Annotated in this window: 19 protein-coding genes; 6 read left to right on the top strand and 13 right to left on the bottom strand. The window is 54.3% G+C overall.

Features of this window, described 5'->3' with window-relative positions:
* Window positions 1–2: 2 nt before the first annotated feature.
* A complete protein-coding gene (locus VGM48_RS20365; protein WP_331582273.1) occupies window positions 3–2,603 on the top strand; it encodes an MGH1-like glycoside hydrolase domain-containing protein in 2,601 nt (866 codons plus the stop codon).
* On the opposite strand, the gene VGM48_RS20360 is transcribed toward VGM48_RS20365, so the two are convergent.
* From VGM48_RS20360 to VGM48_RS20340, 5 genes are read right to left on the bottom strand one after another with little or no spacing between them, the layout of a single operon-like run.
* The gene (locus tag VGM48_RS20360; RefSeq protein WP_331582272.1) at window positions 2,583–3,686 is read right to left on the bottom strand and encodes a glycerate kinase; all 1,104 of its coding nucleotides are present in this window, start codon (window positions 3,684–3,686) and stop codon (window positions 2,583–2,585) included. The genes VGM48_RS20365 and VGM48_RS20360 overlap by 21 nt on opposite strands.
* Window positions 3,683–4,648, bottom strand: a complete 966-nt coding sequence (locus VGM48_RS20355; protein WP_331582271.1) for a D-2-hydroxyacid dehydrogenase — start codon at window positions 4,646–4,648, stop codon at window positions 3,683–3,685. Before VGM48_RS20355 ends, VGM48_RS20360 begins: the two co-directional genes overlap by 4 nt.
* Window positions 4,645–6,273, bottom strand: coding sequence for a lactate permease LctP family transporter (locus VGM48_RS20350; protein ID WP_331582270.1), 1,629 nt, complete (start codon window positions 6,271–6,273; stop codon window positions 4,645–4,647). Before VGM48_RS20350 ends, VGM48_RS20355 begins: the two co-directional genes overlap by 4 nt.
* 46 nt (window positions 6,274–6,319) lie before the next feature.
* Window positions 6,320–7,705, bottom strand: a complete 1,386-nt coding sequence (locus VGM48_RS20345; protein ID WP_331582269.1) for a HAMP domain-containing sensor histidine kinase — start codon at window positions 7,703–7,705, stop codon at window positions 6,320–6,322.
* A gap of 1 nt (window position 7,706) precedes the next feature.
* Entirely contained in the window at window positions 7,707–8,399 is a 693-nt protein-coding gene (locus VGM48_RS20340; RefSeq protein WP_331582268.1) for a response regulator transcription factor, read from the bottom strand.
* 233 nt (window positions 8,400–8,632) lie between these two features.
* Here VGM48_RS20340 and VGM48_RS20335 point away from each other — a divergent pair, with 233 nt between their 5' ends.
* A complete protein-coding gene (locus tag VGM48_RS20335; protein WP_331582267.1) occupies window positions 8,633–8,938 on the top strand; it encodes a hypothetical protein in 306 nt (101 codons plus the stop codon).
* A 32-nt stretch (window positions 8,939–8,970) separates the two neighbouring features.
* Here the strand turns inward: VGM48_RS20335 and VGM48_RS20330 are convergent, their stop codons facing one another.
* From VGM48_RS20330 to VGM48_RS20305, 6 genes are read right to left on the bottom strand one after another with little or no spacing between them, the layout of a single operon-like run.
* On the bottom strand, window positions 8,971–9,663 hold the full coding sequence (locus VGM48_RS20330; protein ID WP_331582266.1) for an SDR family NAD(P)-dependent oxidoreductase: 693 nt from the start codon (window positions 9,661–9,663) through the stop codon (window positions 8,971–8,973).
* Window positions 9,664–9,695: 32 nt separating this feature from the next.
* A complete protein-coding gene (locus tag VGM48_RS20325) occupies window positions 9,696–10,379 on the bottom strand; it encodes an SGNH/GDSL hydrolase family protein (protein WP_331582265.1) in 684 nt (227 codons plus the stop codon).
* 25 nt (window positions 10,380–10,404) lie between these two features.
* Window positions 10,405–11,604 (bottom strand): AGE family epimerase/isomerase, encoded by a 1,200-nt coding sequence (locus VGM48_RS20320; RefSeq protein ID WP_331582264.1) that lies wholly within the window; start codon window positions 11,602–11,604, stop codon window positions 10,405–10,407.
* Entirely contained in the window at window positions 11,601–12,776 is a 1,176-nt protein-coding gene (locus VGM48_RS20315; RefSeq protein ID WP_331582263.1) for a glycosidase, read from the bottom strand. The genes VGM48_RS20320 and VGM48_RS20315 overlap by 4 nt, the downstream gene beginning before the upstream one ends.
* 26 nt (window positions 12,777–12,802) lie before the next feature.
* A complete protein-coding gene (locus tag VGM48_RS20310; RefSeq protein WP_331582262.1) occupies window positions 12,803–14,656 on the bottom strand; it encodes a sodium:solute symporter family protein in 1,854 nt (617 codons plus the stop codon).
* Entirely contained in the window at window positions 14,656–15,768 is a 1,113-nt protein-coding gene (locus VGM48_RS20305; RefSeq protein WP_331582261.1) for a glycoside hydrolase family 26 protein, read from the bottom strand. The genes VGM48_RS20310 and VGM48_RS20305 overlap by 1 nt, the downstream gene beginning before the upstream one ends.
* Before the next feature lie 124 nt (window positions 15,769–15,892).
* Between VGM48_RS20305 and VGM48_RS20300 the strand changes: the two genes are divergently transcribed.
* The gene (locus tag VGM48_RS20300; RefSeq protein WP_331582260.1) at window positions 15,893–16,771 is read left to right on the top strand and encodes an AraC family transcriptional regulator; all 879 of its coding nucleotides are present in this window, start codon (window positions 15,893–15,895) and stop codon (window positions 16,769–16,771) included.
* Here VGM48_RS20300 and VGM48_RS20295 read toward each other — a convergent pair.
* Window positions 16,768–17,802: a fatty acid desaturase gene (locus tag VGM48_RS20295; RefSeq protein ID WP_331582259.1), complete on the bottom strand. Its 1,035-nt coding sequence runs from the start codon at window positions 17,800–17,802 to the stop codon at window positions 16,768–16,770. The two genes, VGM48_RS20300 and VGM48_RS20295, sit on opposite strands and share 4 nt — an antisense overlap.
* 161 nt (window positions 17,803–17,963) lie before the next feature.
* Between VGM48_RS20295 and VGM48_RS20290 the strand changes: the two genes are divergently transcribed.
* Window positions 17,964–18,554 (top strand): hypothetical protein, encoded by a 591-nt coding sequence (locus VGM48_RS20290; protein WP_331582258.1) that lies wholly within the window; start codon window positions 17,964–17,966, stop codon window positions 18,552–18,554.
* Between the two features lie 183 nt (window positions 18,555–18,737).
* On the opposite strand, the gene VGM48_RS20285 is transcribed toward VGM48_RS20290, so the two are convergent.
* Window positions 18,738–19,595 carry an alpha/beta hydrolase gene (locus tag VGM48_RS20285; RefSeq protein ID WP_331582257.1) on the bottom strand — a complete coding sequence of 286 codons (858 nt, stop codon included), beginning with the start codon at window positions 19,593–19,595 and terminating at the stop codon, window positions 18,738–18,740.
* 392 nt (window positions 19,596–19,987) lie between these two features.
* Between VGM48_RS20285 and VGM48_RS20280 the strand changes: the two genes are divergently transcribed.
* Complete coding sequence (locus tag VGM48_RS20280; protein WP_331582256.1) at window positions 19,988–20,155, top strand: hypothetical protein; 168 nt, start codon at window positions 19,988–19,990, stop codon at window positions 20,153–20,155.
* 39 nt (window positions 20,156–20,194) lie between these two features.
* Window positions 20,195–20,866, top strand: a complete 672-nt coding sequence (locus VGM48_RS20275) for a hypothetical protein (RefSeq protein ID WP_331582255.1) — start codon at window positions 20,195–20,197, stop codon at window positions 20,864–20,866.
* Window positions 20,867–20,868 lie beyond the last annotated feature (2 nt).

Raw genomic sequence — 20,868 nt, 5'->3', positions numbered from 1 at the left:
GAATGGAAAAGCAACGGCTGCAAATTCCCGACTGGAAGAAATGGGGCCCCTATCTGTCTGAACGTTCATGGGGCTCGGTGCGTGAAGATTATAGTCCCGATGGACAGGCCTGGACCTATACCACGCATGATATGGCATACAGCAAGGCCTGGCGATGGGGTGAGGAAGGCATCGGCGGGTTTGCCGACAAGCGACAGAATTTTTGTTTTGCGTTTAGTTTCTGGAATACCAGGGACCCGATCCTGAAAGAGCGGCTCTTCGGGCTCAACATCAACGAAGGCAATCATGGCGAAGATGTCAAGGAGTTGTATTACTATCTCGACTCCTCTCCTACCCATTCCTACATGAAGATGTTGTATAAATACCCGCACGCCGCCTTTCCTTACGAGCAGCTGGTGCAGGAGAACCAGCGGCGCACCCGCGAGCAACCGGAATTTGAATTGATGGATACGGGTGTATTTGACAAGGACGAATACTTCGATATCTTCATCGAATATGCCAAGGCGGATATGGAGGATTTCCTTATCCGGGTGACGGTGCACAACCGGGGCAGGAATTCGGCGCCGATCCACGTCCTGCCCACTGCGTGGTTTCGCAATACCTGGAGCTGGGGTATCGATGATTATAAGCCGCTGATGATGTCCACCAACGAGGGGGATATCCTTATCAGGCACCGGGAACTGGGTGAATGGGCGCTGTCTGCGGATGACGTGGATACGATCCTGTACTGCGACAACGAGACCAATGTCCGCCGGTTTTATGGAACGGAAAAGCCCGGTTTTTATAAGGACGGTATCCAGGAATATCTTGTTCATGGCAACGGGCAGGCTGTCAATTACTTTCAGGGGACAAAGGCTGCCTTCCATTATGAGCGTGTCGTCCCGGGCGGCGGGAGTACGACCTTCCGGCTCCGGTTGTCAAGGCGCAGCACCGGTGATCCCTTTGCCGACTTTGAGTCGGTGTTTACGGAGCGGATCCGGGAGACGGATGAGTTCTATGCCGGGATCCAAAAAGATATGCCGGATGTGGATCACCGCCGGGTACAGCGGCAGGCCTTTGCGGGGATGCTTTGGAACAAGCAACTTTATATCTACAATGTCGAAGACTGGCTGAAGGGCGATCCGGGGCAACCGCCACCGCCGGCACAGCGGCTAAAGGGGAGGAACTATGACTGGTTTCACCTCAAGAACAGCAACATCATCTCGATGCCCGACAAGTGGGAGTATCCCTGGTATGCCGCATGGGATCTGGCTTTTCATTGTATCATCTTCGCGCTGATAGATGTCGACTTTGCGAAACATCAATTGCTGTTGCTGACCCATGACTGGTATATGCATCCGAACGGGCAGTTGCCGGCCTATGAATGGTCCTTCAGCGATACCAATCCACCGGTTCATGCCTGGGCTGCCTATCGGGTATATGAGATCGAGAAACATCAGAACGGCGGGAAAGGGGATATCGCCTTTCTCGAGACCGTCTTTCACAAACTGCTGCTCAATTTCACGTGGTGGGTCAACCGAAAGGATGCCGAGGGCAATAATATCTTTGAGGGCGGATTTCTCGGGATGGATAATATCGGGGTCTTTGACCGGAATAACAGCCGGTTACCGGATGGCGGCAGGCTGGAGCAGGCGGACGGCACCAGCTGGGTGGCGGGTTATTCGCTGAACCTGATGCGGATCGCGCTTGAACTTTCCATGTTCAATCCCGTCTACCAGGACATGGCCAATAAATTCTTCGAGCATTTTCTGCATATCGCCGCGGCCATGGCGAGTCTGGGCGCCAACAACACCGGGCTTTGGGATATGGAAGACGAGTTTTTCTATGATACGGTACGCATGCCGGGAGATGCCGTGATCCGGATGAAGATGCGGTCGATGGTAGGACTGATCCCGTTGTTTGCGGTGGAGGTGATCGACGATGATATCCTGCAGAAGCTGCCGGAATTTGCCAAGCGGCTGAAGTGGCTGCTCGACAACCGGCCCGATCTGGCGTCGCTGGTATCGCGCTGGCATGAGAAGGGTTCCGACCAGAAGCACCTTCTGTCCCTGTTGCGGGGACACCGGATCAAACGCATTCTTTACAGGATGCTGGATGAGACGGAGTTTCTGAGTGACCATGGGATCCGGTCGCTGTCCAAAGAGTACGAGCAGCATCCTTATCAATTTCAGGTAGACGGACAGGTGGTGACGGTGAAATATACGCCGGCAGAATCCACCGTTCCCCTGTTTGGCGGAAATTCCAATTGGCGGGGTCCGATCTGGATGCCGATGAATTTCCTGATCATCGAGGCCTTGCAGCGATTTCACCACTACTACGGGGATGATTTCAAGATCGAATACCCGACGCATTCGGGCCAGATGAAGACGCTGGATGAGATAAGTACGGAATTGTCGCTGCGGCTGTCCCGGATCTTTTTGCGGGATGAGAAGGGGCGCCGGCCGGTCTTTGGCGAGAATGAGAAGATGCAACACGATCCGCATTTCAAAGACTATGTTCTCTTCTTTGAATATTTTGATGGGGATAACGGGAAGGGGCTTGGCGCTTCGCACCAAACCGGTTGGACCGGATTGGTGAGTAAGTTATTGCTGCCGCGGAAGTGAGGTATCCGGGCTTCGTGCGGCCAGCAGGTTACCGATGGCTTTTGCCGTCGCGGTAAGATTGGCAGCTGTCTGTTGCAGTGCTTTTGCCGGATGGAGGAGTTGATGGTTGATGGGAAGGAGAACGTCGAAGTATTCGTCCAGTTTTGTCGTGACTTGTGGCAGCCGGCCGGCGAGGCCGATAACGGGTATCCCTTTTTCTTTTGCGCGGAGCGCCACTCCAAAGGGCGCTTTCCCCTGTAGAGTTTGTTCGTCGATGCTTCCTTCTCCCGTGATGAGCAGGTCGGCATCGGCGAGGGATTTGTCAAACCCGGTCAGCTGCAGAAAATAATCGATCCCATTTACGAGGTCGGCGTCAAGCAGGCCATATAGTCCGGCGGCCGCCCCGCCGGCGGTGCCGCCTTTCGGCAGCGCGCCAATTTCTTTGCCCGTTGTTTTTTGAATGAGACCGGCCAGGTTTTGAAGCCGGGTTTCCAGTTGGCGGACGGCTTCCGGGGTCGCGCCTTTTTGCGGTCCGAAGACGGCGGCCGCGCCGCGAGGACCGAGGAGGGCGTTGTTCACATCGCAAAGAACGGTTAGCCGGGCGCCCGCAAGCCGGGGGTCAAGGCCTGTCGTGTCGATGGCGGTGCCGGAAAACCGGATCCCCAGTGCTGTCAGGATGCCGACCCCGCCGTCGACGGTTGCCGAGCCACCCATGCCGAGAATGATCCGGCGGGCGCCGTGGTCGAGTGCCGCGCCGATCAGCTCACCCGTCCCGAGCGACAGCGTATGAAGGGGATCGAGTTCCTCCCTTTTCAGCAGCCGGATACCGGAGGCGCTGGCCATCTCGATGATGGCGATCTCGCCGGCGAGGCCGAAAGAAGCCCGCCGCGGCCGGCCGAGCGGGTCGTGGACCGGCGCTTCGACGAGAGTGGCGCCGAGTCGTTTGATCAGCAGATCGCCTGTGCCGTCGCCGCCATCGCCTATCGGAAAGCACTCACCGGTAAAGGACAGGCGGCTTTGCCGGAGTCCCTGCAGGATCGCCGTGGCAGCGGCGTCTGCGGTGAGGCTATTCTTAAAGGCGTTGGGAGCGATGAGTATTTTCATAAAACATTTGTAGGATGGCCGGAATGCCAGGCCGCGAAATTGGCCAGGGTGGCTGTCATCAGCCGGGTCCGGGCTTCTTTTGTAGCCCAGGAGATATGCGGGGTGATGATACAATTCTTCGCTTTGAAGAGCGGATTACCGGCGGGCGGCGGCTCGGTCGAGAGCACATCGAGCCCCGCGCCCGCGAGGCGGCCGGCATCGAGGGCTTCCACCAGGTCCTGTTCCACGATGATGGGACCGCGGGAGGTATTCAGCAGGAAGGCCGTCGGTTTCATCCCGGCGAGGGTCTTTTTGTTGATGAGTCCCAGCGTCTCGGGAAAGAGCGGGCAGTGGATGCTTACGACATCGGACTGGGCGAGCAGCTGATCGACCGCGGCCCAGCGGAATCCGGGGCGATGGGATTGATCCGTTTGCGTCCGGCTGTTGCCGATGACCTTCATGCCGAAGGCTGTGGCAATATCCGCCACCTTGCTGCCGATATGCCCCATCCCGATGATGCCGATCGTCTTGCCCGATAATTCGACAAGGGGATAGTCCCAGAAACTGAAATCGGGCGACCGGGACCATTTGCCATCCATGACGGCGTCGCTGTGGCGCTGGACGCGGTGCGTCAGCTCCAGCAGAAGGGCAAAGGTCATCTGTACCACCGAGGCGGTGCCGTAGCCGGGGACGTTGCTCACGACGATGCCTTGCTGTTTTGCCGCCGCGATATCGATCATATTATAGCCGGTTGCCGTCACCCCGATATATTTCAATCCGGGCAGCCGGGCGAGCGTTTCGCGGGTAAAGGGCGTTTTGTTGGTGAGCACCGCCGCGGCTCCGGCGCAGCGGCCGACGATGGCGTCGGTTTCGTAGGGCGTACGTTCATAGACGGTAAGCTCGCCGTACTCGCGCCAGGGATCCCAGGAGAGATCGCCGGGGTTGAGGGTATAGCCGTCGATGGCGATTATTTTTTGACTCATGTATGATGTATGTATGTTGGGATCATCCACCGGATCCAGTAGGCCTGAGCCATGACGATGCAGCAGATGATGCACAATAATATAAAGCTGTGGCGAACCGTAAACCGGAAGAGATCGGATTCTTTTCCAACGAGGTTGCCGGCAGCGGCCGCCACGGCGATGGACTGTGGCGAGATCATCTTGCCGATGACCCCGCCTGAGACATTGGCGCCTACCGTAACGACCGGGTCTACGCCGATGGACACCGCCGTAGAAGCCTGCAATTTACCAAAAAGTGCGTTGGAGGAAGTATCCGATCCTGTGATAAAGACCCCGAGCCAGCCGAGTACCGGGGCAAAGAAGGGGAAGAGGGGTCCCGTATTGGCCAGCAGACCGGCGACGGTCTGGGTGATACCCGAGTCATTCACCAGGTAGGCAAAGGCAAGCACCGTGGCAATCGTAAGGATGGGAAAACGTAATTGACGGAGGGTGGTGACAAACACTTGTATTCCCTGTCTCAGGGTGAGCCCCGAAAGGGGCAGTGAGATGAGCGCGGCGATAAAAATCGCCGTGCCTGCCGCAGAGCCATAATTGAGTTTGTAGATATGAGCGATCAGGCCGCCGCTATGTTCGCGGATGGCATTGTGCAGGCCGGGAACGGCGAACTGCACCGTGGCATGGGCGTTTAACCCCTCTTTTACGGGCGCCAGTCCCCAGATGACGATCATGATCGTGAGCACGATAAACGGACCCAGCGCCCATAGCAACCGGCGGGCGGAGAAGGTTGCCGTTTCCTGTTCCGGCGCCGCCTCTTCGGGAAAACGCCAGATGGTGCGCGGACGCCAGAATCGCAGCAGGATCAGCAGGCTGATGATGGACCCGATGCCGGCCAGTACGTCGGGGAGGGCCGGTCCCAGGTAGTTGGAGGACAGGAATTGAATACCGGCAAAAGACAGGCCGGATGCCAGTGCCGCCGGCGCCACCTCCCGGGCCTTTTTGAAACCCGCCATCAGTATGACCAGGTAGAAGGGTAAGAGGGCGGACAGGAAAGGAAGGGTGCGGCCGATCATCGTGGACAGCGCCTGTTCGGGAATCCCGGTCACCTGCGCGGCCACCGTGACGGGGATGCCGATGGAGCCGAAGGCTACGGGGGCGGTGTTGGCGATCAAGCAGAGGCCTGCGGCATACAGGGGATTAAAGCCCAGGCCGGCAAGCATCGCCGCGGTGATGGCGACGGGCGCGCCAAAGCCTGCCGTTCCTTCGAGAAAAGACCCGAAGGAGAAGGCGATCAGCAGGGCCTGGATCCTTCTGTCGGCCGATATGGTGGACATAAAATGGCGGATGATCTCGAACTGCCCGCTATGGATGGTGCAATTGAACAGGAAGACGGCGGGGAGGATGATCCAGCAGATGGGAAAAAGTCCATAGAGGGCGCCGTTACCCGTCGAAAGCAGGGTCAGTTTTACCGGCATCCGGTAAACGAGGATGGCGATGAGAAAAGCGGCGCCGATGGCCAGGAGACCGGCCTGGAACCCCTTCATTTTCCGCAAAACGAGGGCCCAGAAGATGATCAGGATCGGAATAAGGGCCACACCGGCGGATAGCAGAAGATTATGACAGGGGTCGATAGGTTGTATCCATGGCATTTATGAATATCGGCAAAAAATTAAACAAAAATAATTTTTTGCCGATCTAGTTGAATATCTTGATCGCGGGGAGTTCGATGGTGAAGACGGTGCCGTTGCTCTTGTCGGAAACGACATGGATGATGCCCTTGTGCAGGGCGATGATGCGTTCGGCCATGGCCAGGCCAAGGCCAAAGCCGCGGGTCGTTGCTGTAGTGGCCCCGCGATAGAAGGGCTGGAAGATCTGGGGGATCTCTTCGGCGGGAATGACGACGCCCTGGTTGACGACTTTTACAAAGATCTTGTGATAGGCAAAGGTCAGGTCTACGACTGAGCGCTTATCGGGGGAGTATTTACAGCCGTTTTCCACCACGTTCCGGATGGCGATGTACAGGAGTTCGCTGTTGCCAAAGACCACGAAGTCTTTTTCGTCTTCGGGGAATTCGCCAAAATCCAGTTCTACGTTATAATCGGCGTTGTTCTTTTTCACCTCGCCCACCACTTTCATGAGAACCTCGTCTACGCGCACTTCGTTGAGTTCGATTCCACCCTGGGAACCCGTCTTTGCGATCTCGAGAAGACTTTTCGTCAGCTGGCGCATCTGCTGCACATCCTCCCGAACGGAATAAAGCACCTGTTTATATTCATCGGCGGAGCGATCTTTTTGGAGGATCACCTCCACCTGGCTGGACACCGAGGTCAGGGGAGTCGATAGTTCATGGGAGGCATTGGAGATAAACCGTCGCTGGATGGCAAAGGCTTCCTGCAGCCGGCCAAGCAGATCGTTAAAGGTATTGCCCAGCTGGCTCATTTCGTCCTGGCCGGTGCCGGCCCGGACGCGCTGGGAGAGATCGAAGGAGGAGATGTCTTTTACTTCCCGGATGATCTGTGCAATCGGGCGCAGCAGCTGGCGGGCAAAGAGGAAGCTGACGAGCGCAGTCAGAAAGACGCCGAGGATCAGGCTGATCAGCAATATCTTATTAAGGGTTTCGACCCGCTCGATACCATCGTCGTCATGGCCCGCCACCACGACGATAAAATCCCTTTTGCCGGCATTGCGATGGACGGCAATGGCCTCCCGGTTGTCCATGATAAAGGCTTTTTCCCCTTTCTGCTGCACTTCCCCGAGGAAATCCCGGGTGACGGTGAGGCGTGGGGTACCGGGCATATCAAACTGGTAAAGAACCGTTCCATTATCGGTGTACATCCCGATACTCCGGGATACCGTGGCCCCGATGAGGGAAACCGAATCGATCCGGCGCAGGATGTTGAGCCCGCTGTCTCCCATGATGGCATAGAGCTGGGTATTGTAGGTAGCCCTGGCCTTCAGCCGCTTTGCAAAGACCTGTTTGCGCTCGAGTTTTGCAAAATAATACACCGATCCGGTCAACAGCGAAATAATCGCCGTGACCAGCAGTGTAAAAAGGAGCATTATCTTGTAGCGGATCTTCACGTCAAGGGGTTTCTTTCAACACGTAGCCCATCCCTACCTGGGTATAGATGAGCTTGGAGGAAAAGTCCTTTTCGATCTTTTTCCGGAGGAAGTTGACATACACGTCGATCACATTCGTTTTGGTGTCGAAGTCGATGTCCCATACGTTGATGGCGATGTCGATCCGGGAAACGACCTTGTTCTTATTCCGTATAAAGTATTCGAGGAGTTGAAATTCCTTTGCCGTAAGGGGGATGTTGCGGCCTTCGCGGGAGACCTCCTTGCTGTCGAGGTTCATGATCAGGTCGCCGACCCGGAGGACATTGGCGCCGACTGCGGGTTGATGGTGCAGCCGCTTCAGTAGGGCCCGGATACGAACCAGCAGCTCCTGGAAGTCGAACGGCTTTACGATATAATCGTCCGCCCCGGCTTCGAAACCTTCGATCTTGTCTTCCGTTGTGTTCATAGCCGTGAGCATGATCACCAGGATATCCTCATTGAAACTGCGGATATGCCGGGCCAACTCATAGCCGTTCATCAGGGGGAGGTTGATATCGAGGATCGCCAGATCATAAGCACTTGTATCGAAGAGCTTTTTGCCGCTGAGGCCGTCGTAGGCTACATCCACCTCATAATGCTGTTCAGTGAGGCCTTTGCGGAGGGATTCCGCGATCTTCTTTTCGTCCTCCACCAAAAGGATCTTTGTTTCTGCCATAATTCGTGCTAATTTATCCTATTCCCCCCGTTCCTCTTATCATCGGCGATTAAAAAGAAATTAAACCGATTTAGCAAAATAAACTTCCTAAGTTCTTGCATTATGTTGAAAAAAAGTGTAAATTTTGTACACTCTTCCCTAATTACCCTTCGCGTAGAATTCCCATGTTGCCGGCCATTTTGAAGATACCCTATTGAATACGATTATTAAAATCTAAACACAAGGGGGTTGCTATGAAACTTCGCGAATCGCCGTATATCAACCGGCGGAAAAAAACGATCGAATTCTACATTCATCATCTGAATGCGACATCCGCAGCCCACATTGCCCTGGCGGGCACTTTTAACCATTGGTCACCGGACGAGTTGCAATTGCAGCCGGTGAAAGATGGGTCCTGGAAGGTGTCAATTCCCATGCTGCCGAAGGGCAAGTACTATTACAAGTTTCGCATCGATGAAAAGATGTGGATGGAAGACATCGAGAACCGGCTACGGGAGCCGGACGGGGCGACGGGCTGGAACAGTGTGTTAACCGTGTAAAAAGAAAGCGATCCCGACGGATCGCTTTCTTTTTATGCGTTATTGTATATTTTATATACCGGTTCACGAATTGCATTTCCCTCGTCACTGCAGATAAATTCCAGCAGCGAGGCGATCTCCTCCGGTTTTACCCAAGCGTTAAAGTCCGCATCCGGCATACTTTTCCGGTTGACCGGGGTGTCGATGGTGGAGGGTGCTATAACGGAGGCCACGACATTCTTTCCCTTGGCGGTGGCATTGAGCAGACCGGCAAACTGGAAGAGAAGCGATTTGGTCAACGAGTAGGCCAGCACCCCCTTTCCCTGTTCGGGTTTCAGTGCGGGGCGGGCGCCCATGAAGGCGATGCGTCCATACCCTTTTTCCAGCATGTGCCGGAAGAGGGGCCGGGCAAAGAAATAGGCGGTCTCGAAGTTGAGGGAGAACATTTTTCGCAGTGCCGCGCCGTCGGTTGCCGCGACATCGCCCATTGCGAATCCACCCACCAACAGCAGGGCGCCATCGATGTTGTCATAGAGTTCGATGATCTCTTCTACAAAGGTCGCCACGGCCTCTTCGTTGGTGGCATCCACCGACTTCAGCTCAAAATTATCATGCGCGGCGGCAAAGCCCAGATGGGTACCCGACTGGTCGACGGCGATGACCTTATAGCCTTTATCGAGGAACTTCTTTACCGTGGCGGCGCCGAGGCCGCCGTTTGCGCCGGTGATCAGGATGGTCTTTGGCATATGAATACTCCGTTTAAGGGACAAAGTTCCGGTTATTTTGCCAAAAGCGCCTCGAGCATTTTGTCGGCGACCAGTTGGTTCCCGTTATCATTTAAATGAACGCGATCCTGAGTGAGGATACCGGACTCTTTATTCCCCGGATTATTCTTCAGTTCGTAGTTGTGGAAGATCTCACGAAGATCGACAAGCCCGCAATGAAATTTTTGGGCAAGGTTGCGGATCACCTGTGAATAGGCGTTGAGGTCGCCGTCCTGCTGGTTGGTGAAATCATTCTTTTCCCCGATTACCGCGGGTGTGACGAGGATGACCCGGATATGCTTATCCAGCAGCTTATTGATGATCGCGGTATAGAATTTCTCGAATTTGTCGATGTCGGTGCCCGTGCCGGACGTGGCTTTGTGCCAGACGTCGTTGACGCCGATATAGATGAAGACGATATCGGGATTCTGGGCCATCACATCGTCATCCATCCGGAGATAGAGATCGTATACCTTGTTGCCGCCGATGCCGGCGCCGATGAGATCGTAGTCATTGGCCATCGACTTTTGGGTCAGTGCCTGTTTTATTCTTTCGATATAGCCGCCGGGTCTTGCGCCCTGGGCGGTGATCGAATCACCGAAGAAGATGACCTTTTGGGTTTTTGGACGCAGAGAAGTCAGGAGAGTAGCAGCGGAAATGAGGGTCATGATGACTGCCGTACGGGAGAGAAGTCGCATTGTTGTAAATTTTCTTGATCCAAACCTACGGGATTTTTTCTAGTGTTCGCTCGAGGGTGTAGATTATTTGCATGCAGGCACGGCTGTTATGATAGGGACATTTCCAGAATCCGGCCTTATCCTGTCCAGGCATCGGCGCATGATTGGCGTCTACGCCCCAGTACCATTCTTTTCCCGACGGTTCACGGATGAATCGCTTTACGAAATCCCAAATGCCGGTGGAGGCGTTCCACCATCGTTCGTCGCCGCTGATACTCCAGGCCCGCAGAAATCCGACCATGGCTTCGGCCTGCGGCCACCAATGTTTCTCGCGGACAAGATGATCGCCTTCTTTTTCGTACCAGAGGCCGCCGTCTTTGTCCACTCCTTTGCAGGTTGCATCCGCAATTTTGAGACAAAGCGCGGCGGTGCGATCGATGTACCCGGGGTCTTCGACGGCGATGGCTGCTTCGTGCAGAAGCCATGCGGCTTCGATATCGTGGCCATAAGAAATGATCCGGGATCTTGGTCGCCAGTCAGCGGTAAAGAACAGTCCCAGGTGACCCGTACCGGGGCCGGCGATATGCCCAAGGAATATTTCGAGCAGCTGCAGGAGCTTCTCTCTCAATTGCTGGTCGGGCCAGACGCGGTAAAGTGTCGTGTAGGCTTCCAGGATGTGAAGATGCGTGTTCATGGTCTTCGCCTCGTTGGCGTCCTTTTCGCTGAGGCGAAGGTCGTCCAGCGGCTTCCAGTCGCGATCGTAGGCTTCGAAATAGCCGCCGTTCACCGGGTCGGAGCTGTGTTTTTCGATTGTCCGATAGAGATGGATCGCCTGATCCAGTGTGGTCTGGCCACCGGTGGCATGGTAGTATTCGCTGAGGCCATAGAGAGCGAAGGCCTGTCCATAGATCTGTTTACGGGTGTTCAGGGGCCGGCCGGCAGCATCCAGACTCCACCAGGCGCCGCCGGATCGCGGGTCGAAGAAATGATCGACCAGGTAGGTATAGGCCCGGGTAGCCACCGGGCGATAGATCCATTGACCGGTGTGGCGCCAGGCGGCGCTGAACGCCCAGAGGATGCGGCTGTTGAGCACGAGTCCTTTTGGCGCGTCAGGATGCGGCTGATCGTTCCCATCTATCCGGCCGATGAAGCCGCCCTGCTTTTCGTCGGGGGAATGGAGCATCCAATATTTCAGGATGGATTGCAGTTCCCGCTTCATTTCCTGCCGGTAGGTGCTGGCATTCATAACCGGGCTTTGTTCTTGTCGATGATACGTTGCAGGGTCATGACGGAGCCGGCCGAAGAGCCTTCGTCTTCCGGGGTGTTGACGACATAATCCAGCAGCTGATCGACGGTCGTTGTCGCCACATGCATCCGGGTATCCGAAGAAGCATAGTAAATAAACACCCGGCCGTCCTCGTCGGCGATCCAGCCATTGCAGAAGACCACATTGGAGACATCCCCTACTCGTTCTTCCCCGACCGGGGCGATAAGGTAACCGCCGGGCTTATAAAGAACCCTGGTAAGATCGTGCAGATCGGTCAGGAAAAGATAGAGGGTATAGCGGAGGCCCGCGGCGGTATTGCGAACCCCATGAGCAAGATGAAGCCAGCCGAGCCGGGTCTTTATCGGTTCGGGGCCCAGTCCGTTTTTTGTCTCGTTGATGGTGTGATAGATGCGGGAATCAATGATGGTCTCTTTTTCGATGACGGCGTTGGTGATCGAATCGGCGAGCCCAAAGCCTACGCCGCCGCCGGTGCCGGTGTTGATAAACCCGTCCTGGGGCCGGGTATAGAAACCATATTTCCCCTCAACAAACCCGGGATGAAGAACGACGTTCCGCTGTTGAGGTGACCGGGTGGTGAGATCGGCCAGTCTTTCCCAGTGGATCAGGTCGTGGGTCCGCGCAATTCCACACTGGGCGACAGCCGCGGATTGATCGGAAGAGGGGGCAACGGGATCTCTTTTTTCGGTGCAGAACAGTCCATACACATAGCCATCTTCATGGCGGGTGAGCCGGATATCGTAGATATTGGTTTCGGGGCTTCCGGTGCCGGGCATATGTACCGGCGAATCCCAGAAGCGAAAATTGTCGATACCGTTGGGGCTGTCCGCGATCGCAAAAAATGATTTTCTATCACGGCCTTCGACCCTGGCCATGACGGCATAGCGTTGGTTCCATTTGATGGCGCCCGCGTTAAAGACCCCGTTGATGCCGAAGCGTTCCATTAGCCAGGGGTTGGTGTTTTCGTCGAGATCATACTGCCAGAAGAGTGGCACATGGTCTGCCGTGAGGATGGGATGACGGTAACGGAGAAATATCCCGTTTCCCGGCAGCAGCGGCTCGTTTGGCCGGTCGAGCAGCTGTGCATGATGTTTATTCAGTGAGGCAAGACGGTCTTTAAACAGATGCTTCATCGTGGTCATATTTTGAATTAGACGGTTTAGTATTCATTGAGCCGGTTCCACCAGGTTTTCCTGAGAATAAGGACGATGATCAGCAACAGTGCGCTGTTGATCAGCAGCGGCAGCTTCAGTCCCAATACAATATACATGGGCAGGAGGGTCAGACAGAGTTGGGCGATGACCCCCAGGATGATGTTGAACAGGTTGCGGCGAAAATTCCGGTTCCCTTCGAACGACGGGTCTTCCGCGATCACCATTTTGTGGACAGGCCCCCAAAAACCCCAGGGGCGAACGGTCCGGTAGAATGAGCTCAGCACTTCTTTGTCTGTCGGTGGTGCGGCATAGGAGCCGATGATGGAGCCGGCCAGCGACAAACCGAAAAGCACCGGCCAGTAATAGAGATCGAGCCCGTGAAGGACATTCCAGGATTTCAGAACGGCGAGCGCGATGGCGGGGATGATCCCGGCCAGCATCCCCCAGAAGAAGCCTCTGGCGTTGAAGCGCCACCAATGCCATTTCAGAAGATTAGAGGCGATGTAGCCGCCGTACAGACCCGATACGATCCATTGGAGGACGGTATTGACATCCCGGACGAAGAGACCCAGCACGATCCCCGTGAATACCACGGCAACGCCGGCGAGATAATTCATGTAAATGGTCCGGCGATTCGAAGCCGCGGGATTGACGTATTTAAGATAGATGTCGTTGACGAGATAGGCCTGGGCCGCATTGAGGGTCCCCGAAAAAGTGCCCATGAATGCGCCGAGCAACCCGGTGAGCACGATACCCATCAATCCGACGGGCAGGAAATTATTGATGGTGGCCGGTAATATCTTTTCAAAATCCGTTCCGGCGGGAGTTTGGAGATCGCCGCTGATGCTATGATAATACAGAAGGGCGAGGACGGTGAGGCCGATGATCATCGAATAGCGGATGGGCAGCAGAATGATCGATACGAAGCCGCTCATCTTGCTGGCTTCTTCGGGGCTTCGGGTGCTAAGCACTTTCTGCATATCATAATTGGGCGCGGGTCCGGCAAGACTGGCAAAAACTCCCTTGAACAACATCATCATAAAGAAGAGGCCAAACAGGGAAAAACCGTCATCGGCAATCTTTTTGTTGGCATCGTCGATGAGTCCTTTCCAGTTGAGGTCGAGGCGCCAGCCAAAGAAAGGATCCAACCAGGATCGGGGGACGGCCAGTGTGTTGCCGGATTGATGCAGCCGCTGCATAGCGATGACGGCGATGCTGATACAGGCCACGGTCATCAGAATATATTTGATGACGTCGCCAAGAACGATGCTGTGCATTCCGCCGAGAATGGAATAGAACATCGCGAAGAGGGTAAAGACGATGCCATAGAAATGCGGAACGTACGCCAATGGAATATCGAACGGGATGTATCCCTTTATATTTTCCCAGGGAATAAAGATCTGCATGAACTTTCCCAGGCCCACAAAACCATAGGCCATGAATCCCAGGCAGCTCAGCAGGGCAAAGGCCACCACGATATTATGAGAGGCGCGGACGCCCGGCCCTGTGCTGCCAAAGCGGGTGGCCAGCCATTCGGCGCCGGTCGTGGCGTTTGACCGGCGAAGCCAGCGGGAGAGATACACCATCATAAATACCTGGTTAAAGACGGGCCAGAGCCAGGGTATCCAAATGCTTTTCATCCCATAAACAAAACAGAGGCTGACCATCCACATCGTTCCCGAGATGTCGAACATATCCGAGGCATCGCTGAGCCCGAGCATATACCAGGGAAGGGACTTTCCGCCCAGCAGGTAGTTGACCTTATTCTGTCTGGCTTTCTTACGCAAGGCCCAGCCTATCACGACCATGGTGATCAGGTAGGCAACGAGGATGGCGAGATCCGGTAATCGCAGTTTCATTATTTCTGATAAAACCTTTCCTTTGCCGCCGCCTGCTGGAAAAGTACGCGGGGTGAGGAGTGGAATTTGACAAAGTCGGGAGCAGAGGCCTGACCTTTAAAAGGTACATAATATTCGTGATGACCGCCGGGTTCGTCCCCGGCGTTGCGCCAGGCCATCACATAAGCGAGATGATGGACTTGCAGCACCGGCAGAAATGTTCCGGTCCACCAGGTGCTGTCCGGGAGGCCGTTGTAGCCGAATTCCGTCAGGGCAGGTATCTTATGATGTTGAGCGGTGATGGTCTCGAGAAGGGTCAGCATCCTGTCGAATGCTGTGGCAAATTGTGCATTGCCGGTTCGCTGATACGTATCAAACCCGGCGACATCCACCCATTCATCCCCGGGATATTTTTCCAGCCAGGCATCGGCCGTTGCAAAATTGTCCGTATTGCAGGCATAGAGCAGGTTATGAATCTGCTTCTCATCGCGCAGATAAGATACGGTGAACTGCCAGAGCCGCCGAAACTCATCCGGTGTACAATGACTCCCGCCCCACCAGAACCAGTTGCCGTTCAGTTCATGAAAGAGCCGGAGGATCACCGGAATAGATTCGCCATGATCGCCCTTCAGGCTGTGGAGGAAGTTGGCAACCTTGTCGAGCCAGCTTTTGTAAAGGGCATTCTTTTCACCGCCGGGAAGAATGGAGGCTACGGTTCCGGGAGCGGGTTGCCAGGCCGTACCACCGGTGAGGGGGTTATTCAAATGCCAGCTGATGGTAATGACTCCGCCCCGCCGGTATCCTTCCAGGATGAATTGCCGCATCTTGTCAAAGGGAACGCCATCGATATTATCCGGGTGATCCAGTTCGATCCGGCCGAGTTCCCAGCCATAGAGTCCGGGATAGTCACCGGTGACATCTTTTATATCGCTGCGGCCGGGGATGTCTTTCCAGCCGACGCCATAGGCAAGATCATCCTGATGTCCAAAGAGGAAGCCTTTTGAAGGAAGAGTTTTCAAATGGTTGTAAAGACGGATCGTCTCCGGCGTAGCTTTTTTGTCGACGGGTAATTCCTGTGCCTGGATCTTCAGGGTCAGGGGCAAGCAGCAAAGGCACAAAAAAAACTGTCTCATTGAAGGGTAAGATATCCCATTTTCACCGGCCCGAGTACTACTTTATTATCCGGGAATTGTTCATTTTTGACACCCGGGATGTTGTATCTTTAGAGAACCAACCTTCAAACGAACTAGTTGCTATATGAGTGCGAATATCATCCGTGAGATTACACCACTCACTCAAAATGACTGCTTCACCATTTTCTCCCGGGTAAAAAGAGATTTCAGTTTCCCCTTACATTATCATGAAGAGCTTGAATTAAACCTGATAATCAACGCGAAAGGCGCAAGGCGAATCGTCGGCGATCATATCGATACCATCGAAGACATGGAACTGGTGCTGGTGGGCCCCAACCTTTATCATGCCTGGTTCACGCATCAGTGCAAGAGTGAGGAGATAAGGGAGGTGACGATCCAGTGGCATAAGGATCTTTTCGAGGATAAGCTGCTCCGGCGCAATCAGTTGAGCTTTATCCGCAGCATGATGGACCGGAGTCAGAAGGGGATCCTCTTTGACCGCGAAGCCGCTTCGGAAATTGCGCCGCGTATTCTTAGCCTGAACCAGAAGAAAGGGTTCGATTCGGTGCTCGAACTGCTATCGATATTGCACGATCTTTCCATTTCGCGGAATATGCGCACCCTGTCCGATGCCTCCTTCACCAATCAGCATTTTACGTATAACAGCCGGCGCATCGAGAAGGCCTTTGAATATATGAACAACAACTATGACAAGCCGATTACGCTGGGTGAGGTGGCGCGGCTGGTCAGCATGACGGAGGTGTCTTTCAGCCGGTTTATAAAAAAACGGACGGGGAATACTTTTATCGACAGTCTCAACGAGATCAGGCTGGGTCATGCCTCGAGAATGCTGATCGATACGACCCATAGCATTTCGGAGATCTCCTACCACTGCGGTTTCAATAATATCTCCAACTTCAACCGCATTTTCAAGAAGAAAAAGACCTGCACCCCGAAGGAGTTCAGGGAGAATTTCAATTCCGGGACAAGAGTGTTTATTTAAACCTGAGCCGCGGCGGCGACGTTTTGGTGCGGACTGTTGATGAGGTCCATGTCGGGTTTCGACTCGTCGGTAAGCGCAACCTTCCCCCGTTCTTTACGGACGATCCGGGAGTAGAGCGATATTTCCTTATCGAAAAGAAACCGGAAAAAGAGCACGGTCCAGGACTTGTGCGAGACCAGGCTGTCATAATACGCCGGAGCCGTCTTTTTTATCTTCGGCAATTTATTCCAGGGGATGGAGGGAAAGTCGTGGTGTTCGTTATGATAACCTACGTTAAACGCTACGGCGTTGAGCACACCATAATAGCTGAAGGTTTCCTGCTGTTCGTCATGGGTGAGATAGTGTTCCTGTATCCAGCGGGCGCCCAGGGGGTGAAGACCGACGGAGAAGAAGAAGCTGAGCAGCAGGTAGGAGATGGCCTTGGGGCCGATAAAATACCAGATGGCGGTGATGAATACGATCTCGGCAATCCAGTTGAGTGCTACCCATTTGTCAAAGGGCTTTATCTCCCGGAGGCGGGAAATGCGGAATACCTGGAAGACCGGATAGAAGAGCAGCCAGATGATCTTGCCGATAAAATAGTTATTGATGAGTTTGGCTTCCCAGCGATTGGGAAGGTCCGCGTCCAGCTCGTGGACACCCTGGAAAGAGTGATGCTTGATATGATACCGTTCGAAAGAAACGGAGCTGGGGAACAACTGGGGGAGATTGGCCAGGATGCCGGCGAGGCGGTTTGCTGAGCGGTTCTTGAAAAGCAGGTGATGCGCGCATTCGTGGATCATCACAAAAAGCGAGTGATCGGCAAACGCGCCCAGCAGGTAGGCTGCACCGAAGACGATCCACCAGGACTGGTCTTTTACCAGCCAGGCCAGCGCTACCTGAAACAATACGAGTCCCAGGACCGCAAAGAACGTATACTTGTTCTTCCCGATAAGCCTTCTTATCTCCGGGTGTTCCTGCAATATCTGTTTGGTACGGAGCCGGTGGGGCTCTTGCTTAACGGAGTATACAAAATCGGTTCTCTGTGACATAGATGAGTAATAAGATCGGCAGTTAGGATGCCGCGGCTCAAGATACTAAAAAAACGGCTTTTTTAAGGCAACGTATTGCCTTACAGGCCCATTTTTAAGAGTTTAAAAACATATTGATGGTATCCTATGGGATTTGTATCTTGTTTTCAAATTCGATACCCATGAATATCCAGAAACTCTTATCCGGAGGGCTATTCCTTTTGACTGCTCTGGTCAGCCAGGCGCAGCCGGACTCGGCGAAAATCTCCCATAAAGCTTTATGGTATGCGGACAGTCTTGTAAAAGCGGATGCTTATCAGGACTGGGGGGCCTATGCCAATCTTGCGCCTTTCAGCGTAATGAAGTACTATGGCGGCAAGGACGGTTATTCCGGCCATGTCCAGCAGGTGCGTGTGTATACCACCAGTTATCAGGATGAGGCGCCGCCGGAGCTGCAGCTTCAGACGCTTGTGACGGTGAAGGATCAATGGCAGTGTGTGATCCGGCTTTCGCGTTATTTTCACCGGGACGACAAGAAATTCCACCTGGTGAGCTACCTTATTGGCCAGTCCAAAGATGAGGGGGATACCTGGCGGATCTTTGATGTCAACTACAATACCGTGGCGAATATGATGCAGATCTTCCCTGATATCCTGGATATGCCGCTAAAGGAGACCTCCATCCTCAGCGAGGAGCAGGAGCTGGCAAAGCAGCAGGCGGAGACCGCCGCGGCGGCGTCCGCGGGAAAAAAGACTGCGGCCAGGAAGAAGTAAATCGATTTTTAAGTGATTTACCTAGGTATTTTTAAAGTAAGTTCCTAAATGATTGATAACCAATAAACAATTTTCTTGAATTGCCATGTTACGGATGTAATTTTGGCTTTTCATAGGATAAGGTTTAATGGTTAAAAACACTTTGATTAGTACGCCCCGGGTATTCTTACCTGGGGCTTTTTTTTATTTCCTTTTTGGCGCTGTCAGGCCCATATCCGTCAGCCAGTTGGCCATCAGTTGTGGCCAGGCCTTCACTGCGGCGAGGTTTGACCGGTAGCCCATATTAAAGCCGTGGTTCCCACCTGAAAGGATATGCGCTTCCACGGGAACTTTTGCGGCCCGGTATTTCCCGAGAAGCGTGACGACGGGCGTTGAGCAGCAAGGGTCATCGTTGGCGGCGATGAGAAAGGCGGGCGGGGCATCGGCGGGAACTGTTTCGGGAATGCCGAGCGGTCCGGGATAAACGAGTAGCTGGAAGTTAGGTTTTCCGGGGAGCCGGTCTATCGGATCAGGCGCCTGCGGATCACCCTTACCGGGAGTATAGGCGATAAGGTTAGCCACTTCTCCGCCTGCGGAAAAACTCAGGGTCCCCACTCTCTCCGGATCGATATGCCATTCGGCCGCCCTGCTGCGCACCAGGCGCATTGCCCGGTAAGCGTCCTGTTTTACTTCTTTGTCCAGACTGTATAAGTTTGAATCCTCTCTGAACAGCCGATACTTTACAATGAACGCGGCGATACCCAGCTTATTCAATGCACGGGCCGGGTCTTTTCCTTCCGCATCAAACACGAGTAAGCGATGACCACCGCCGGGAAAGATGACGACGGCAGCGCCCGTTGCCTTGTCTTTTGGCGGCAGGTAGACGGTGATGCTCGGGTTGTGAATATTCTTTACCCAGTAGTCGCGGGCCTGTTCGGGTTCGTTGCGTTTGTTCTCGAATCCCGGTGCGCCTTTTGGCCAGAGCGGGATCTGCCGCGCGGTGTCCTGGGCGCCGGCGGTAAGGGAGAGCGCAAGAAAGAAAAGAAACGTCAGACGATGCATGCGGTGGTTGTTTGTAGCTGAAGTTACGGATTTGCAACGGCGTATCAACCTAACGGTGATAGGTATCGAGACGCCGCCGCTCTTACAGGCGGGCAACCGCTCGGCAGTCAAAATCTACCGCTCAGACCCGATATTTGACATTCAACCATCTATTTTGCCGCTTGTCACAGGAGGCGGACCGTTTATTGAACAAAAGGAACCGCTCCTACCGGTTCGACTAGCAGCGAGGGCTTTCCTGCTATTATCTTTACTCCATCAAATCAAACGAAGCCTACGCTTCTACGAAAATGAAACACACTCCACGGGGTTGACGAATTAAAAACCCCATCTACTGTTCGCCATCCGGCGACTATTGTTTCCCATCATTACCCATTCTATCTAACTAGCCGATTATGAAAAAGTTTATCGGAGTGGTCATCCTATTGCTCACTCTTGCCTTGTGCGTGATCTACCGTCAGCTGACCCATCGTACAGCGAACGAAACGCCGGAACATGCTGAGGCTTCTGCTTCTGCTTCGATGCGGGAGGGGATGCTCCTGTCGTACCTGCTTCTCCAATAAGAAAGCAATCACTACTCATAACCATTTAAAACAAACACTATGGCCAGAATTGGCAAGAGGATCCTTTCCGCGTTCGTGGACATCGGCGAGGATGCTGATCGAAAACAATCGCCGCCTGCGGCGGCAGAGATGCCGGCTGCGGCTTCCTCGGCGACATCAGAGACAGTTGGGACAGCCGGGACATCGGCGACGGCTGGGACATCGGCGACGAGCCGGACATCGGCGACGGAACAACGGTTTTCGGGGTATTTCGACAAGCTGTTCAGCGATGCGAACATCCCCGGTCCGGATTACTACGAGTTTTCGCGGATGATCGGCGCCATGCAGGCGATCCCGAATGAACGGGCGAGGTATGCCGCGGCTTTTGCCGGCCTGCAGGTGCAGGGGCTTGACAAGGAAAAGCTGCTGGCTACCGCCAACGAATACCTGCGCGTGCTGTCGGCAGACGCGGATCAATTCCAGAAGACGGTGGATGCCGCCTTGCAGGAAAAGGTCCATGCCCGCGGCGCCGAGGCGGAAGAAAAAAGCCGGCGTATCGAAGCCTTGTCCCGGGAGATACTTGAACTGCAACAGCAGATCGGTGTCCTGCAAAAGGAAATAGCCGGGAACGAGGAAAAGCTGAGTGTCAGTACCAACGGATACGGCGCCGAGAGTCAGCGACGCAGGCAACAGATCCTGGCCGATATCGAAAAGATCGGTCAATATATATAAAC

The sequence above is a fragment of the Puia sp. genome (assembly GCF_036500295.1).
Classification (GTDB): domain Bacteria; phylum Bacteroidota; class Bacteroidia; order Chitinophagales; family Chitinophagaceae; genus Puia.
Note: the sequence above shows the minus strand (reverse complement) of the source record. Positions and strands in the feature narration are given on the sequence as shown.

Coding starts and splice junctions, on each gene's coding strand:
- VGM48_RS20365 (WP_331582273.1), top strand. CDS start 3: ATGGAAAAGCAACGGCTGCAAATTCCCGACTGGAAGAAATGGGGCCCC.
- VGM48_RS20360 (WP_331582272.1), bottom strand. CDS start 3,686: ATGAAAATACTCATCGCTCCCAACGCCTTTAAGAATAGCCTCACCGCA.
- VGM48_RS20355 (WP_331582271.1), bottom strand. CDS start 4,648: ATGAGTCAAAAAATAATCGCCATCGACGGCTATACCCTCAACCCCGGC.
- VGM48_RS20350 (WP_331582270.1), bottom strand. CDS start 6,273: ATGCCATGGATACAACCTATCGACCCCTGTCATAATCTTCTGCTATCC.
- VGM48_RS20340 (WP_331582268.1), bottom strand. CDS start 8,399: ATGGCAGAAACAAAGATCCTTTTGGTGGAGGACGAAAAGAAGATCGCG.
- VGM48_RS20335 (WP_331582267.1), top strand. CDS start 8,633: ATGAAACTTCGCGAATCGCCGTATATCAACCGGCGGAAAAAAACGATC.
- VGM48_RS20330 (WP_331582266.1), bottom strand. CDS start 9,663: ATGCCAAAGACCATCCTGATCACCGGCGCAAACGGCGGCCTCGGCGCC.
- VGM48_RS20325 (WP_331582265.1), bottom strand. CDS start 10,379: ATGCGACTTCTCTCCCGTACGGCAGTCATCATGACCCTCATTTCCGCT.
- VGM48_RS20320 (WP_331582264.1), bottom strand. CDS start 11,604: ATGAATGCCAGCACCTACCGGCAGGAAATGAAGCGGGAACTGCAATCC.
- VGM48_RS20315 (WP_331582263.1), bottom strand. CDS start 12,776: ATGAAGCATCTGTTTAAAGACCGTCTTGCCTCACTGAATAAACATCAT.
- VGM48_RS20310 (WP_331582262.1), bottom strand. CDS start 14,656: ATGAAACTGCGATTACCGGATCTCGCCATCCTCGTTGCCTACCTGATC.
- VGM48_RS20305 (WP_331582261.1), bottom strand. CDS start 15,768: ATGAGACAGTTTTTTTTGTGCCTTTGCTGCTTGCCCCTGACCCTGAAG.
- VGM48_RS20300 (WP_331582260.1), top strand. CDS start 15,893: ATGAGTGCGAATATCATCCGTGAGATTACACCACTCACTCAAAATGAC.
- VGM48_RS20295 (WP_331582259.1), bottom strand. CDS start 17,802: ATGTCACAGAGAACCGATTTTGTATACTCCGTTAAGCAAGAGCCCCAC.
- VGM48_RS20290 (WP_331582258.1), top strand. CDS start 17,964: ATGAATATCCAGAAACTCTTATCCGGAGGGCTATTCCTTTTGACTGCT.
- VGM48_RS20285 (WP_331582257.1), bottom strand. CDS start 19,595: ATGCATCGTCTGACGTTTCTTTTCTTTCTTGCGCTCTCCCTTACCGCC.
- VGM48_RS20280 (WP_331582256.1), top strand. CDS start 19,988: ATGAAAAAGTTTATCGGAGTGGTCATCCTATTGCTCACTCTTGCCTTG.
- VGM48_RS20275 (WP_331582255.1), top strand. CDS start 20,195: ATGGCCAGAATTGGCAAGAGGATCCTTTCCGCGTTCGTGGACATCGGC.